Consider the following 15,212-nt stretch of genomic DNA (forward strand, 5'->3'; position numbering starts at 1 on the left):
TTGATCTACAGGGGCGCCGTGAAGATCAACCTCATGAAGTTCTTCCGCTACACCGGCATCCTGCTGGTCGTCGTCGCAGGCGGGATCCTCGCCTACGGACTGCACGACCTCCAGGAGGCGGGCTTCCTGCCTGGACTGAACAACCTGGCGTTCGACGTCAGGGGTGTCATCCCTCCCGACTCGTGGTACGGCGTCCTGCTCAAGGGCATCTTCAACTTCAGCCCCAACACGACCTGGCTGCAGGCGGTCGCCTGGGTGCTCTACGTCGGCATCGTCCTCACGCTCTTCCTGCGCCCCGTCAAGGTCATACCCCCCCAGGTCCCGGCTCCGGCTGTGCGCACCGGCGCCTGACCCGTCCTCCCCTCGGCCCACCACGCCCGTCCCACGCTGCATACCCCCAGGAGCTCGTCGTGTCCCTTCCCCGTCACCGCGTCGTCCTCGCCAGCACCGTCGGCAGCGTCGGACTAGCCGTGCTCGCCCTTGCCGGCTGCAGCGCGTCGTCAGGCGGCACCTCAGCCGGCGCGACAAGCTCCGCGAGCGTGGGCGGCCCCATCGTCGTGAACCAGACCGACAACGAGTGCAGGGTCTCCACCGCAACAGCCGCCGCCGGGACCATCACGTTCAAGATTACCAACGGCGGTTCCAAGGTCAACGAGTTCTACGTGTATGCGCCCGGTGGCCGGATCGTGGGCGAGGTGGAGAACATCACGCCCGGACTCTCCCGCGAGCTCGAGGTGAAGATCACCGAGCCGGGTAGCTTCCAGACCGCCTGCAAGCCCGGCATGGTCGGCGACGGGATCCGCGCCGCGTTTACCGTGACCGGCACCACCTGAACGGGCCTGTCGAGCACGACGGGTCGGCGGTCTTTGCGTGCCCCCGGCGTCGCCGCCGGCCGCTACTGAGGCGCGGCGCTCTTCGGCTGACCCGTCGCGGCGACCCGGACCACCAGGGCCAGGTGGTCGACCGTTGCAGTCAACGTCCGGGCCGTGCCGATCAGGTCACCGTCCAGCTGGACCAGCTGCGGCTCGTCGGTGGTCACCCTGACCTCCGAACCACTATGCCTGTCGATCAGCGAGTGCCCCCGACGCTGCCGTGTCATCACGTGCCCGGCGACTGCCGTCCAGCCGACGAGCCCACGCGGCGAGAGCACCATGGTGTCGAGCAACCCGTCGTCGATCTTGGCGTCGGGCATCAGGACGAGACCGCCGAACAGCCGGCCGCAGTTGCCGATGATCACCGTCCGGGTGCGTCGGGAGAGCTCGGGCTCGCCGCTGACCTGGATCCGAGCCCGGAACTGCGGTCCGAGGAAGTTGCGGAACCCGGACACGACATAGGCCGCCGAGCCCACCCGCGCCTTGAGCTGCTCGGGTGCGTCGGACATGATCGCGGCGTCGAAACCGAGCCCGGCCATGACCAGGAAGATGTGCTGGTTGGGGCGGTCCTGCTGACCCGACGAGTCCACCTCCAGCCGCCCGACGTCGATCCTGGCGTTCTGCCCGGTGAGGGCGACGGCCACGGCCCGATCGAGGTGATCCACGGGCAGGTCGAGGTTGCGGCCCAGCAGGTTGCCGGTCCCGCCGCCGAGCAGGCCGAGTGGTGTCTCGGTGCCGACCAGTGCCGCGGCCACCGCTCGGACCGTCCCGTCACCCCCGAGGGTGCAGACCACGTCGACTCCGTCGGCTACCGCTGCCCTGGCCTGGCCGGCACCGGGGTCGGCGAGTGTCGTGGTGTACCAACGAGGTGCACCCCATCCATGAGAGGCACAAGCGGCAGTGACCCGAGCTTGGACGGCCGCCAGGTCGGCGAACTTCGTCGGGTTGACGACGACGCCGGCGTAGCGCACCCGGGGACGCTCCTCGGCTCCCTCCGGCCGGAACTCGTCACGGTGTGGACGACGCCGGCGCTGCAGCCCGGTGGCCTCGAGGACGTCTCGTCCGCGCACCGCGACGACCACCACCACGACGGCCACGAGCAGGACCGCGAGGGCGATCCAGAGCAGCCGGTTGTCGAGCACAACCAGGACCGTAGCGGGCCGCAGCAGGCGACCCTGTTGTCGGTCGTGGCGGCGAATCGGTCGGTTGGCCCGCAACACGTGACCCTGTTGTCAGTTCTGGCGGCGAATCGGTCGGTTGGCCCGCAACACGCGACCCTGTTGTCGGTCGTGGTGGGGGATCGGCCCGAGCTGCGGCGCGCCGGTACATTCGGGGGGTGACGACCAGCGAGCCGAGCGAGCCGGCCTCACCGCCGCTGCCGCCCCCCGACGACAAGGACTGGACCTGGACGCTGGAGCGGCCGTGTCCTGAGTGCGGGTTCGACGCCGCGATGGTCGAGCCGGTGGCGATCCCGGCGCTGGTGCGCGACGCGGTCTCGCGCTGGGCGGATGTGCTCGCGCGGCCCGAAGCCACGAGGCGACCCAGTCCGACCACCTGGTCGCCTCTCGAGTACGCCTGCCACGTCCGGGACGTCTGCACGCTGTTCACCGAACGGCTGCGCCTCATGGTGGAGGAGGACGACCCCACCTTCGCGAACTGGGACCAGGACGAGACCGCGCTGGACGATCGCTACTGGACCCAGGATCCGGAGGTGGTCGGCGAACAGCTGGCCGACGCGGGCGAGACGCTGGCCGTGGCATACACCCGGGTGGGTGACGGTCAGTGGAACCGGACTGGCATACGCAGCAACGGTTCCGAGTTCACCGTCGAGTCGCTCGGCCGCTACCTGCTGCACGACCTTTTCCATCACGTGTGGGACGTACAGGGCTGATGCCGGTCATCGAGTCGGTCGCGACGGTGCCAGTGGCCCCGAGCTGGCTGCCGAGCCGCAGAGCCGGGTCTCGCCGGTCTCGGGTGGAGCGTATGCGTGCTGACAACCGGCTGCACGGCGCGGATATCCTGGGGCAGTGATCGACATCAAGCTCGTGCGCGAGACGCCGGACGTCGTCCGCGCCTCGCAGAAGGCCCGTGGGGAGGACCCGGGGATCGTCGACGCGATCCTCGCCGCCGACGAGACCCGCCGGTCGTCGCTGCGCGACTACGAGGCGCTGCGGGCACAGCAGAAGTCGTTCGGGAAGCGTGTCGCGGCCGCCCAGGGCGCCGACAAGGCCGCCCTCGTCGCCGAGGTCACCCAGACTTCGGCCCGAGTGAAGGAGCTCGAGGCTGAGTCCGCCACCCGCGGTGCCGAGCTCGACCGGCTCGTTCGGACCGTCGGCAACATCGTCATCGAGGGGGTCCCGACCGGTGGCGAGGACGACTACGTCGTTCGCGAGACCGTCGGTACTCCAAGGGACTTCGTGGCGGAGGGCTTTACCGCGCTCGACCACCTGGCGCTGGGGGAGCGGCTCGGCGCCATCGACATGGAGCGCGGCGCCAAGGTCAGCGGCGCCCGGTTCTACTACCTGACCGGGGTCGGCGCGCGCCTCGAGCTCGCCCTGCTCAACCTCGGGATCGCGCAGGCGGTCGACGCGGGGTTTACGCCGATGGTCACCCCAACGCTGGTACGGCCCGAGATCATGGACGGCACCGGCTACCTCGATGCGCACGATGACGTCTACCACCTGCCCGCCGACGACCTCTACCTCACTGGCACCTCGGAGGTCGCCCTCGCGGGGTACCACTCCAACGAGATCCTCGACCTCGGCGCCGGCCCGAAGCGGTATGCCGGGTGGTCGACGTGCTACCGCCGCGAGGCCGGGTCGCACGGCAAGGACACCCGCGGCATCATCCGGGTCCACCAGTTCCAGAAGATCGAGATGTTCTCCTACTGCCGGGTCGAGGACTCCGAGGCCGAGCACGAACGCCTGCTCCTGTGGGAGAAGGACATGCTCGCCCTGGTCGAGGTCCCCTACCGGGTCATCGACACGGCGGCCGGCGACCTCGGCGGTCCAGCGGCGCGCAAGTTCGACTGCGAGGCATGGGTTCCCACTCAGGGGCGGTACCGCGAGCTGACCTCGACCTCGAACTGCACGACATACCAGGCGCGTCGGCTCAATACCCGCGAGCGGGACCCGAACGGTTCTGGTACCCGCACCGTCGCCACGCTCAACGGCACCCTGGCCACCACCCGTTGGCTGGTCGCGATCCTCGAGAACCACCAGCAGGCCGACGGGTCGGTGGTCGTACCCGAGGCGCTGCGCCCCCACCTGGGCCTGGAGGTCCTGCGTCCGGTCTGAGCGCCCCCCTCAGGCTCCACCCAGGCTCCGCCCACAGGGGGAGGCGGGCGAGGCATACCGCTGCCTAGGCTGGCAGGGTGAGCGAGGTGACCAGAGATTCGCCGGGAGCACGAGCCCGGGCGGCTGAGTTCTTCGCTGTCGACGACGACTGGGTCCGCCACCCCGCCCCGGACGCTGGACGTCGGGACGTCCTGCTCGCCCTGATCCTGTTCGCGATCTCGGCGCTGACCTTCGAGCTGGCCCGCAGCGGAGGGGCGATCACCACCGGTCATCCGGTCTGGCAGGAGTATGCCGGCCTGGTCGCCGTGGCCGCGCCCGTCGGGATCCGCCGTCGGTGGCCGCTGGTCTGCGCCCTGCTGGCGTCGGTCGCCTTCTTTGTGGTGGGCGTGACGATGCCGGACATCGCCCTGCTGCTGCCGGTCCAGGTTCTCTACTTCTACGCCCTGTTCAGCGCGATGGCCTGGGCGTCCGACCGGCGCGCGGCCCTGGTCGTCATGGGCGTGGTGCTCCTGGTGATGTTCGGTTGGCTGTCCTGGCAGTTCATCATCGGCCGCGCGGCCGAGGAGCTGAGCGGGATGGCCCAGGTCGGCCCGATCAGCCCGGTCGTCGCGGGCATCACGTACACGTTCCTCGTCAACGTCTTCTATTTCGGGGGCGCCGTTCTCGGCGGTCAGGCGGCGTGGCGGGCCGCCCGTCGGCGGGCGGAGCTGGCGGACCAGGCGCGGATCCTGCGCACGCAGGCGGCCGAGCTGCGCGAGCACGCCGTCGTCCAGGAACGACTACGCATCGCGCGCGAGCTGCACGACGTCGTCGCCCATCACGTCTCGGTGATGGGTGTCCAAGCCGGGGCGGCCCGACGCGTCCTGGCGGCCGACCCGGCGGCCGCCTCGGCGGCCCTGTCGAGTGTGGAAGGCGCCGCGCGGCAGGCGGTGACGGAGATGCGTGCGCTGCTCGGGACACTGCGGCAGGGTGAGCCGCACGACGACGGGCCCGTGCGGAACCGCGCCCCGGAACCCTCGGTTGATGCCCTCCCCGAGCTGGTCGAGACGTTTCGTGCGGAGGGCCTCGACGTGGCATACACCGTCGTCGCCGAGCCCGTCGGTGCCGCCGAAAGAGTCAGTCCCGCAGTCGGACTCACGCTCTACCGCACCGTCCAGGAGTCGCTCACCAACGTCCGTCGCCACTCGACGGCCTCCTCGGCCACCGTGGTGCTCCGCGTCGTCGAACCTCGCGGCGGCGAGAGTTATGAGTCGAGCCGGGGTTATGCCGAAGTCGAGGTCCTCGACTCGGGCCGACCCCGGACGGGTACCTCTGGCACAGGGCTCGGGCTGCTCGGTATGCGTGAACGGGTCGCCTCCCTCGACGGCTCGCTCGAGATCGGGCCGCGGGCCACCGGCGGGTTCCGGGTCCGGGTCCGGACCCCCCTGCCCACGGTCGACGGCGCCCTCGCAGGACGTCGTGAGGCGGGCCGGTGACCGAGGCGGGGAACAGCTCGCAAACGGGTCTCGACGACCGCGTCATCAAGGTTGTCGTCGTCGATGACCAGGCGCTGGTGCGGTCGGGGTTCTCGATGATCCTGTCGGTCGAGCCGGACATCGAGGTCGTCGGCGAGGCCAGCGATGGGCGGCACGGTGTCGAGGTCGTTCAACGCCTCCGCCCTGACCTCGTGCTCATGGACGTGCAGATGCCCGGGACGGACGGCATCGAGGCGACCCGTGAGATCGTCGAACGGGACCTGGCCAAGGTCATCATCCTGACGACGTTCGACCGCGACGACTACCTCGTCGACGGTCTGCGCGCCGGTGCGAGCGGGTTCCTGCTGAAGAACACCGAGCCGGAGAAGCTCGTCGAAGCCGTACGCGTGGTCGCCGGCGGTCACGCGCTGCTCGCACCCGAGGTGACCCGCCGGGTGATCGAGCGGATGTCGGCCGGCGAGGCGGATGGCTCCGGCGGTGACCCCGAGGCATACCGGCAGGGCGGTCCAGCCGCCGCCGCGCCGCCGCCGCGGGTCCCCAAGGAGCTGGACCTGCTGACCGTGCGCGAGCACGAGGTTCTGGTCCTGGTCGGCCGGGGGATGAGCAACGCGGAGGTGGCTGCCGAGCTGTTTGTCGGCGAGGCGACCGTTAAGACGCACGTGTCGAACCTGCTGGCAAAGCTGCACCTGCGCGACCGGGTCCAGGCCGTCGTCGTCGCGCACGAGGCCCGTCTCATCCCTCCGACGGACGAGTCGCGCCGCTGACGGCTCCCCCGCGAGGCTGATCCGCGCCCGCTGGTCGCTGCCTAGCGTAGGAGGACCACAGCGAAGGAGTCTCCAGATGATCGAGACACGCGGCCTCACCAAGGTCTTCGGCACCAACCGCGCCGTCGACGATGTCAGCCTCACCGTCCGCGCCGGCGGGCTCACCGGGTTCGTCGGAGGCAACGGCGCCGGCAAGACGACCACGATGCGGATGATCATGGGCATCCTCGAGCCCACCGACGGCGAGGTGCTCTGGGACGGCCGACCGGCCACCCGCGACGACCGCGCCCGGTTCGGCTACATGCCCGAGGAACGGGGGCTCTACCCCAAGCAGCCGGTCCTCTTCCAGCTCGTCTACCTCGGGCGGCTGCACGGGATGTCGGCGGCCGCGGCCAAGCAGGCGGCGACGGAGCACCTCGAACGGTTCGGGCTCGGCGAGCGGAAGAACGACACCCTCGAGTCGCTGTCGCTCGGGAACCAGCAGCGCGTCCAGATCGCCGCGGCCGTGATGACGGGCCCGACCGCTCTCGTCCTCGACGAGCCGTTCTCCGGGCTCGACCCCGAGGCCGTCGACTCGATGGCGGACCTGCTGCGCGAGTCCGCAGCCGAGGGCGTCCCCGTCCTGTTCTCGTCGCACCAGCTCGACCTGGTCGAGCGGCTCTGCGACCAGCTGGTCGTCCTGTCCCGCGGTCGGGTGGTCGCCGAGGGGAAGGTCGCCGATCTGCGCCGCCGCGGCCGCACCCTGCACCGCCTGGTCGTCGACCGGGACGCCGGTTGGGTGCGCGAGATGGCGGGGGTCTCCGTCGTCGACGTCGACGGCCCGACTGCCGTCCTCGAGCTGGTCGCGGCCGACGCGGGCGACCGCATCCTGCACGAGGCGCTGCGCCGCGGCTCGGTCAAGGAGCTCAGCACCATCGTTCCCAGCCTCAGTGAGATCTACCGGGAGGTCACGGCATGACCAGCACCAGCACCCACACCACCCCGCGCGACACCGACACCGGCACCGACATCCACACCGACGACCGGCGCGCGACGCCGCGGACTCCGGGCCGCTCCGACCGACGCAGCGTCTGGCCGATCGTGGCGACCCGCGAGGTCGTCGTGAAGCTGCGGGACCGCAACTTCCTCATCGGCACGTGTCTCACCCTGGTCATCCTCGCCGGCACCCTCGGCCTCCAGGTTGTTCTTGCCGGCCGGGCCGACTCGACGTCGGTCGCCGTCACCGGCGACGGCGCCCGTGCCGTGATGGAGCAGGTCGACACCCTCGCCGACACGCGAAAGAGCCCGATCACCCTGACGCTCACGGACTCCCCCGCCCCTGCTGCGGTAGATGCCGCGGTGAGCTCTGGAGCCGTCGATGCCGGGTTGGTCCACGACGCCTCAGGCTGGCGACTCGTCGCAAAGACCAAGGTCGACTCGAAGCTCTTGACCTTCGTCGGCGAGGTCGTGCGCGACGACACCCTGCAACGGAACGCGGTGGCCGCGGGGACGACCGCGCAGGCCCTGACCGCGGGCAGCGAGGTCCAGTCTCAGGTCCTGCAAACCGATGCCAACCCCGGCCTCCTGCTCGTGGTCGGACTGGTCTTCGCGTTCCTGTTCTATTTCGCGTCGCTCACGTTCGGGATGACGATCGCCCAAAGCGTCGTCGAGGAGAAGCAGTCCCGGGTCGTCGAGATCCTCGTCAGCGCCGTGCCGCTGCGGCAGCTGCTGCTCGGCAAGATCGTGGGCAACTGCGCGCTGGCCCTCGGACAGATGGTTCTCTACGTCGGGGTCGGCCTGGTCGGGATGGCGTTCACCTCGTATGCCGCCCAGCTCGGCACGGTGGCCGCGTCGGCGGGCTGGTTCCTCGTGTTCTTCATCGCGGGCTTCGGTGCCCTCTCCTGCCTGTGGGCGGTGGCGGGTTCGCTCGCCACTCGAAGCGAGGACCTGCAGGCCACCACGCCCGTGCTGACCATGAGCCTGATGATCGCCATGTTCGTCGGGTTGTTCGCCATGGGGACCGTCCGGGTGGTCGCGTCCTACGTTCCGGTCGTCTCGACGATCTCGATGCCCCAGCGGTTGTTGGCCGGCGAGGCATCCTGGTGGGAACCGTTCGTCTCGCTGCTGATCACGCTCGCGTTCGCGTTCGGGTCGATCGTGGTGGGTGAGAAGCTCTACCGCCGTTCGGTCATGCATACGGGCCGGCGCCTGAAGATCCGCGAGGCGATGAAGCAGGCCGTCTGACCCGCGTCCTATGGTTGGGGTCGTGAGCCGCATGGGGGCTCACGACCCCGATCCTTTAGGCAGGCAGGAGCCACGCATGACCGCCGGCGGCAGCTCGGCTCCGCCGCGGCTCGTCGCGTTGGACCTCGACGGGACGACCATCGACCACGCAGGTGTGCTGTCCCCGCTCGTCGCGGACGCGGTGACCGCGGTCGTGGCGGCGGGGCTTCATGTCGTCATCGCGACCGGACGCTCCATCGTCGCGACCACGCCGATCGTCGCGGCGCTCGGGTTGACGAGCGGCTATGCCGTCTGCTCCAACGGCGCCGTCACGATCCGGCTCGACCCGGGGCAGGAGCGGGGTTATCAGATCGTCGACACGGTGACGTTCGACCCGCGCCCCGCCCTCAGCCTGCTGCGCGCGGCCGCCCCCGAGGCCCTGGTGGCTGTCGAGGACCTCGGCGTGGGGTTCAAGGTGAGCGCGCCGTTCCCCGACGGTGAGCTCGGCGGCGAGCAGGTGGTCGTCGACTGGGAGGACCTCGTCTCCGGACCGGTCACCCGGGTCACGCTTCGCCGGCCCGAGGCCACGTCAGAGGATTTCATGGAGCTCGTCGAACGCGTCGGGCTGCACGGGGTCTCCTACGCCGTCGGCTGGACCGCCTGGCTCGACATCAACCCCGAAGGGGTCTCCAAGGGCTCTGCGCTGGAGCTGGTACGCCGGCGGCTGGGCGTCGAGCCGGCCGACACCGTTGCGGTGGGGGACCAGCGCAACGACCTCGAGATGCTGGCCTGGGCCGCGCGCGGTGTGGCCATGGGCCAGGCTCCGGCCGAGGTCAAAGCAGCCGCGGACGAGGTGACCGGCACGGTCGAAGACGATGGGCTCGTCCCGGTGCTCCGCTCGCTGGTCCGAGGCTGAGGCGCACCCCTTCAGCCGTGCGGGAGCACGATCTGACGGACGACACGCGCGTCGGCAAGGGCGTCGAGGGCTTCGTTCAGGTCGTCCAGCCCGATCCGGTTGCTGATCAGGCGCTCGACCGGGAGGCGACCCGCCCGCCAGAGGTCGAGATAGCGAGGGACGTCACGCCTGGGGACGGAGGAGCCCAGGTAGCTCCCGATCACGGACATCCCCCCCGCGACCATGGCGAGAGGGTCGATCTCGACCCGTGTTCCCGGGCGCGGCAGGCCGACCAGCACGGTGCGTCCTCCCGGCCCGGTGGCAGAGATCGCCGTGCGGACGGCGGTGCCCACCCCAGCCGCCTCGACCACACAGTCTGCGTCGATCCCGGTCGCCTCGTCTGGGGTGAGGGCATCGTCCGCGCCCAGCGCCAGCGCCAGCGCGCGCTTGTCCGGGTGGACGTCGACGGCGACCACGCGCGAGGCGCCAACGGCCCGGGCGACCAGGAGTGCGGCGCAGCCGACCCCGCCCAACCCGACCACGGCGACACTCTCGCCAGGTCGCACTCCGCCGGCGTTCGTGACGGCGCCGCCGCCGGTCAGCACAGCACATCCCATCAAGGCGGCGACGTCAGGGGGGACGTCGTCGTCGACGGGTACGACAGATCGCTCGTCCACGACAGCGTGGGTGGCGAAGGCTGATACCCCGAGGTGGTGGTTCACCTGCTCCCCAGTGCCGTCGCCTCGACCGAGCCGGATCCTGCGGCCACCGGACAGCAGCTCCCCGTTCGCGTTGGCGGCGCTGCCCGGAACGCATGGCCGACGCCCGTCTGAGCGGCACCCGACGCACTCACCGCACGCGGGAAGGTAGGAAAGCACCACGCGGCGACCGGGGGTGACGGCGGTGACGGCGTCGCCGACGGCGAGGACCCGCCCAGACGCTTCGTGACCGAGCAACATGGGCATCGGCCGGGGTCGTCCACCGTCGACCACGGACAGGTCGGAATGACACAGCCCGGCGGCCTCGATCCGCAGAAGCACCTCGGTGGGTCCCGGCTCGGCGAGGTGCACCTCGTGGACCGTGAGGGGACGCGAGACGGCGTATGGGCGCTGCTGACCCATGACGGTGAGGACGGCTCCGTGCGCCAGCATCGCACCCCTTCCCGCGACGTCGATCGACGCGCCAAGTATGCCCCTCCCGCGGCTGACATGCTGGGCGCACCATGTCCGACCTGCTCATCACCTCCCCCGCCAACCCCCGGCTGAAGTCGCTGGCGGCGCTGCGTCGACGTCGCGGCCGGGAGGAGACCCGCACCACCCTGGTCGAGGGACACGAGGAGCTGGCCCTGGCGCTGGACTGCGGGATACGTCCGGCCACGCTGTTTGTCTGCCCGGAGCTGTTCAGCCCCGGCGGTCCGGCCGGACTGCAGGTGATCGGGCTCCAGGAGGACGTGGTCACTCGCGCCCGCACCCTGGGTGCCGAGGTGGTCCGGCTCGGCCGCCAGGCGTTCGAGAAGGTGGCCTACCGGGAGGGCGCCGACGGGCTGCTCGCCGTCGTCCCGGCGGTCGACCCCACGCTCCTGGCCCTGGACGCGCGCGGCATCGCCGAACTGTCGGCCCGGCCCCTGCTCCTGGTGAGCCAGGGTGTCGAGAAACCGGGCAACCTCGGCGCCATGCTGCGGACCGCCGACGCGGCCGGCGTGGCGGCGGTCGTCGCGGCGGACCCGGTCACGGACTGGGGGAACCCCAACGTCGTCCGGGCGAGCAAGGGCACGGTGTTCAGCGTCCCCGTCGCCTCGGCGACCACGTCCGAGACGCTGGCCTGGTTGGGGCGCCACGGGATCCCCCTGGTCGTCACCACGCCGGAGACCGACCTGCTCTACACCGACGTTGACCTCAGCGGGCGGGTGGCGGTCGTCGTGGGCGCGGAGAAGCACGGGGTGGACCAGCAGGTGCTGGAGGCAGCCGCATACCGGGTTCGAATCCCCATGCTGGGCAGGGCGAACTCGCTCAACGTGGCGGCATCGGCGGCCATCGTGGTCTACGAGGCAGTCCGACAGCGGACCCGAGCCTGAGCCGTCGGCGGCGGGCTGGTCGGTGTTGACGGACGGTTGACGGACGGTTGACGGACGGTCGACGGACGGTCGACGGACGGTTGGCAGCCGGTTCGCAGGCTGCCGAGGGGGTGGTCATCAGCATGATGTGCCGTGTGCCACGATGGGCGGTATGCGCGTCGACCACGTCTCGTACACCGCAGAGCATGACGGGCTGCGCGCGACGGCCGACCGGCTCTCCAAGCTCATCGGTGTCGAGCCGGTTGATGGCGGAGTCCACCCCCGGTTCGGGACGCGCAACATCATCCTGCCGCTCTCACACCAGCGCTACGTCGAGGTCGTCGAGTGCCTCGACCACCCCGCCTCCGACAAGGCGCCGTTCGGGCAGGCCGTCAAGGCCCGCTCCGAGGCGGGTGGCGGATGGCTCGGCTGGTGCGTGAGCGTTGACGACATCTCCTGCGTCGAGGACCGGCTCGGCCGCCCCTCGGTCGAGGGCAACCGCCGGCTTCCTGATGGGGTCGAGCTGCGCTGGCGTCAGCTGGGTATCAAGGGGTTGATCTCCGACCCGCAGTTGCCCTACTACGTCGAGTGGGAGGACCAGAGCCGACACCCCAGCGTCGGGGCCTCCACCGCGGTGACGATCGAGGGCCTGCAGATCGCGGGTGACCCCGAGCGGGTCAAGGAGTGGCTCGGCCTGCCGCCCGAGGGAACGTCGTCGGTCATCGACTTCACCTGGGTCGCACCGCACGGGACGCCCGGCCTGCTTGCCGTCACCTTCGACACCCCGGACGGCCGCATCACCGTCTGAGCCGGTGCTCATACCGGGCCCGGTTGTTCCTCTGCGGGTTCGGCTGAGTCTCCCGGCTCGCCAGCCACTGCGCGGCGAGCCGCTTGGGTGCCTTGGCCAACCAGGCGTCCTCGACGACCTCACGCAGCTCCTCCAGGCTGACCTGCCCGACGTGCGCCTCCTGGACGAGGACCGCGTTGTATCCGTCGAAGTGCGGTGTCGTGAACCAGGGCGGCCCGCTCGCGAGCATCGCCGCCTTCTCCTCGGGACCCGGCACCGCAAACATGACGACGTCCTCCAGACGCTCGCCGTCCGCACCGAGGGCGTCCTTGCGAGGCCCGCGCCACAGCACGAAGGTCCTGCCCTTGACCTGGTATGCCGGCCGGTCGCCCCACGCCGTGGCCCTTGCGACCTCGGGAAGAGCCCCCGCCAGCACGTCGATGTCGCGGGCGCGCGCCCGGCGTGATCGAGGCATACCTCGACCTTAGGTCGCAGACGATCCCCCGCCAAGGGTCCGGCTCAGTCCTCGGGGTCGAGGTAGCCCACCAGCTGCGGGGCGAGGCCGACATAGGACTGCGGCGTCATCGCGGACAGCCGCGCGGCGACACCGTCGGGCAGGCCCAGCCCGACGACGAACTCACGCAGATCGCCCTGGGTGATCCGGCGGCCACGGGTCAGGTCCTTGAGCCGCTCATAGGGGTTCTCCATGCCCTCGACGCCCTGGGCAGCACACGCGCGCATCGCCGACTGGACGGCCTCTCCGAGCACCTCCCAGTTGGCGTCGAGGTCAGCCGCCATCACCGTGGGCACCGCGTCGAGACCGGCGAGCCCGCGTCCCGCGTTGTCGATCGCAAGCAGCGAATGCCCGAAGGCGCTGCCGATGTTGCGCTGCATCGAGGAGTCGGTCAGGTCGCGCTGCAGGCGGGACTGGACCAGTGTGACGCCGAGGACGTCGAACAGCGCGTTGGAGACCTCGAGGTTGGCCTCGGCGTTCTCGAAGCGGATCGGGTTGACCTTGTGCGGCATGGTCGAGGACCCGACACTGCCCTGGCCGCGGACCTGGGCGAAGTAGCCCATCGAGATGTAGCTCCACACGTCGGTGCACAGGTTGTGCAGCACCCGGTTGAACCGGGCCAGGTCGGCATAGAGCTCGGCCTGCCAGTCGTGACTCTCGATCTGCGTCGTCAGCGGGTTCCAGGTCAGACCGAGGTGCTCGACGAAGGAGCGGCTGATCGCCGGCCAGTCCGCGTCGGGCACGGCGGCGACGTGGGCGCCGAACGTCCCCGTGGCGCCGTTGAGCTTGCCGAGGTACTCCGCCCCCGCTACTCGCCGCAGCTGGCGGCGCAACCTCGAGGCGAGGACGGCAAGCTCCTTGCCGAGCGTCGTCGGGGTCGCCGGCTGGCCGTGCGTGTGGGCGAGCATGGGTGTGTCCCGCTGCTCGTGAGCCATGGCCACCACCTGGTCGACCAGCGCGGTCGCCCGCGGCAGCCATACCTCGCGCACCGCACCGCGCACCATCAGCGAGTAGGACAGGTTGTTGACGTCTTCGGAGGTGCACGCGAAGTGGACCATCTCGGAGAGCCCGCGGTCCTGCGGTGCCGGCGCGACCTGCTGCAGTCGACGCTTGAGGAAGTACTCCACGGCCTTGACGTCGTGCACGGTCTCGCGCTCGATGGCGGCCAGCTCGGCCACCTCGTCCACTCCGAACGTTGTCACGACCTCGCGCAGCTGCTTCTGCTCCTCGTCGGTCAGGTGCCGCACACCGGGGACGACGTCGTAGTCGGTCAGGTGGATCAGCCACTCGACCTCGACGTGGACCCGCATCCGGTTCAGGGCCGCCTCGGAGAGATGGTCGACCAGTGGTGCGACGACGGGCCGATATCTCCCGTCGAGGGCGCCGAGGGCGATCGGGGGATCAGCGTCGGCGAAGCAGGACATGGCACCAGTCTCCCAGACTGCGCTGGGTGCTTCCGGCCGTCAGCGCGTGCGTATGCGCGCGGTCACCTCGGCCGCGATGCCTCGGCAGGAGGCTTCGACCTCAACGAAACACCGCTCGAAGTCGTCCTGATCGCCGTACCAGGGGTCGTCGATCTCCAGCGTCCCCGCCGCGACGGCGGCCGGGTCGAACGACCTGATCAGGAACACCTTTTCCGCGTCCTCGCGGGTCCGCGCCCAGCGGCGGAGCACTGTCGCGTGCCCGTTGTCCGCAGCGAGGACGAGGTCTGTTTCCGCCAACCACGCCGGTTCGAAAACCCTTGCCAGATGGGCCGACCCGTCATAGCCATGGGTACGCAGCTCGGCTAGCGCCCGGGGGTCCATGGGGTTGCCGACCTCCCAGCGAGTCGTCCCTCCGGAGTCGACCTGTACCGCGTCGCCGACGCCGGCCTCCTCCAGCAGGTCACGCAGGATGACCTCGCCCATCGGTGAGCGGCAGATGTTGCCGGTGCAGACGAACGCGACCCGCAGCGGTCTCGAGGGGGCACGCATACCGTCACTCATCCGGGAGTACGGCGTCCTCGTAGCCGTTCGGGTTCGCGCTCTGCCAGCGCCAGGTGTCGGCGCACATGTCGTCGATCGTGTGGGTCGCGCGCCAGCCGAGCTCCTCGTTCGCCCGGGTCGGATCCGCCCAGTACGCCGGCAGGTCACCGGGCCGCCGACGCACCACGTCGTAGGGGATGGTTCGCCCCGAGGCGCGCTCGAAGGCGTGGATCACCTCCAACACCGAGGTTCCCGTACCGGTTCCGAGGTTCCAGGTGCGAATCGGGCTGTCGGACAGGGCGATCCGGTTCAGGGCCGCGACGTGTCCCGCCGCAAGGTCCTCGACGTGGATGTAGTCGCGCTCGCACGTGCCGTCGGCCGTGGGGTAGT

17 protein-coding genes are annotated in these 15,212 nt (G+C 70.4%); 11 read left to right on the forward strand and 6 right to left on the reverse strand.

Annotation, left to right across the window (positions count from 1 at the left end; translation table 11 throughout):
• Nucleotides 1–351: FTR1 family protein (locus tag ABI385_RS03775; protein WP_348102403.1), on the forward strand; the 351-nt coding region annotated here is incomplete at its 5' end.
• 59 nt (nt 352–410) lie between these two features.
• The gene (locus ABI385_RS03780) at nt 411–833 is read left to right on the forward strand and encodes a cupredoxin domain-containing protein (protein ID WP_348102404.1); all 423 of its coding nucleotides are present in this window, start codon (nt 411–413) and stop codon (nt 831–833) included.
• 62 nt (nt 834–895) lie between these two features.
• On the opposite strand, the gene ABI385_RS03785 is transcribed toward ABI385_RS03780, so the two are convergent.
• On the reverse strand, nt 896–2,014 hold the full coding sequence (locus tag ABI385_RS03785; RefSeq protein WP_348102405.1) for a diacylglycerol kinase family protein: 1,119 nt from the start codon (nt 2,012–2,014) through the stop codon (nt 896–898).
• Nucleotides 2,015–2,208: 194 nt separating this feature from the next.
• Here ABI385_RS03785 and ABI385_RS03790 point away from each other — a divergent pair, with 194 nt between their 5' ends.
• The 7 genes from ABI385_RS03790 (at nt 2,209) to ABI385_RS03820 (ending at nt 9,525) form a co-directional block, all read left to right on the forward strand.
• Nucleotides 2,209–2,763, forward strand: coding sequence for a DinB family protein (locus ABI385_RS03790; RefSeq protein WP_348102406.1), 555 nt, complete (start codon nt 2,209–2,211; stop codon nt 2,761–2,763).
• Nucleotides 2,764–2,899: 136 nt separating this feature from the next.
• The gene (serS, locus tag ABI385_RS03795; RefSeq protein ID WP_348102407.1) at nt 2,900–4,168 is read left to right on the forward strand and encodes a serine--tRNA ligase; all 1,269 of its coding nucleotides are present in this window, start codon (nt 2,900–2,902) and stop codon (nt 4,166–4,168) included.
• A gap of 86 nt (nt 4,169–4,254) precedes the next feature.
• Complete coding sequence (locus ABI385_RS03800; protein ID WP_348102408.1) at nt 4,255–5,643, forward strand: histidine kinase; 1,389 nt, start codon at nt 4,255–4,257, stop codon at nt 5,641–5,643.
• A gap of 95 nt (nt 5,644–5,738) precedes the next feature.
• Nucleotides 5,739–6,407, forward strand: a complete 669-nt coding sequence (locus ABI385_RS03805; protein ID WP_407068219.1) for a response regulator — start codon at nt 5,739–5,741, stop codon at nt 6,405–6,407.
• A gap of 76 nt (nt 6,408–6,483) precedes the next feature.
• Nucleotides 6,484–7,365 carry an ATP-binding cassette domain-containing protein gene (locus ABI385_RS03810; protein ID WP_348102410.1) on the forward strand — a complete coding sequence of 294 codons (882 nt, stop codon included), beginning with the start codon at nt 6,484–6,486 and terminating at the stop codon, nt 7,363–7,365.
• Complete coding sequence (locus ABI385_RS03815; RefSeq protein ID WP_348102411.1) at nt 7,362–8,630, forward strand: ABC transporter permease; 1,269 nt, start codon at nt 7,362–7,364, stop codon at nt 8,628–8,630. The genes ABI385_RS03810 and ABI385_RS03815 overlap by 4 nt, the downstream gene beginning before the upstream one ends.
• Nucleotides 8,631–8,706: 76 nt before the next feature.
• On the forward strand, nt 8,707–9,525 hold the full coding sequence (locus tag ABI385_RS03820) for an HAD family hydrolase (protein WP_348102412.1): 819 nt from the start codon (nt 8,707–8,709) through the stop codon (nt 9,523–9,525).
• Nucleotides 9,526–9,536: 11 nt separating this feature from the next.
• On the opposite strand, the gene ABI385_RS03825 is transcribed toward ABI385_RS03820, so the two are convergent.
• Nucleotides 9,537–10,655: a zinc-binding dehydrogenase gene (locus tag ABI385_RS03825; RefSeq protein WP_348102413.1), complete on the reverse strand. Its 1,119-nt coding sequence runs from the start codon at nt 10,653–10,655 to the stop codon at nt 9,537–9,539.
• Nucleotides 10,656–10,726: 71 nt separating this feature from the next.
• Here ABI385_RS03825 and ABI385_RS03830 point away from each other — a divergent pair, with 71 nt between their 5' ends.
• Both ABI385_RS03830 and ABI385_RS03835 read left to right on the forward strand, forming a co-directional pair.
• Nucleotides 10,727–11,578: a TrmH family RNA methyltransferase gene (locus ABI385_RS03830; RefSeq protein ID WP_348102414.1), complete on the forward strand. Its 852-nt coding sequence runs from the start codon at nt 10,727–10,729 to the stop codon at nt 11,576–11,578.
• A 151-nt stretch (nt 11,579–11,729) separates the two neighbouring features.
• On the forward strand, nt 11,730–12,365 hold the full coding sequence (locus ABI385_RS03835; protein ID WP_348102415.1) for a VOC family protein: 636 nt from the start codon (nt 11,730–11,732) through the stop codon (nt 12,363–12,365).
• Here the strand turns inward: ABI385_RS03835 and ABI385_RS03840 are convergent.
• The 4 genes from ABI385_RS03840 to ABI385_RS03855 all read right to left on the reverse strand — a co-directional run.
• A complete protein-coding gene (locus ABI385_RS03840) occupies nt 12,355–12,819 on the reverse strand; it encodes an MmcQ/YjbR family DNA-binding protein (protein ID WP_348102416.1) in 465 nt (154 codons plus the stop codon). The genes ABI385_RS03835 and ABI385_RS03840 overlap by 11 nt on opposite strands.
• Nucleotides 12,820–12,863: 44 nt before the next feature.
• Nucleotides 12,864–14,282: an adenylosuccinate lyase gene (gene purB / locus ABI385_RS03845; protein WP_348102417.1), complete on the reverse strand. Its 1,419-nt coding sequence runs from the start codon at nt 14,280–14,282 to the stop codon at nt 12,864–12,866.
• A 39-nt stretch (nt 14,283–14,321) separates the two neighbouring features.
• Nucleotides 14,322–14,831: a low molecular weight protein-tyrosine-phosphatase gene (locus ABI385_RS03850; protein WP_348102418.1), complete on the reverse strand. Its 510-nt coding sequence runs from the start codon at nt 14,829–14,831 to the stop codon at nt 14,322–14,324.
• A 4-nt stretch (nt 14,832–14,835) separates the two neighbouring features.
• Nucleotides 14,836–15,212: GDP-mannose 4,6-dehydratase (locus tag ABI385_RS03855; RefSeq protein WP_348102419.1), on the reverse strand; the 377-nt coding region annotated here is incomplete at its 5' end.

The sequence above is a fragment of the Lapillicoccus sp. genome, assembly GCF_039935575.1.
Taxonomy (GTDB): Bacteria; Actinomycetota; Actinomycetes; order Actinomycetales; family Dermatophilaceae; genus Lapillicoccus.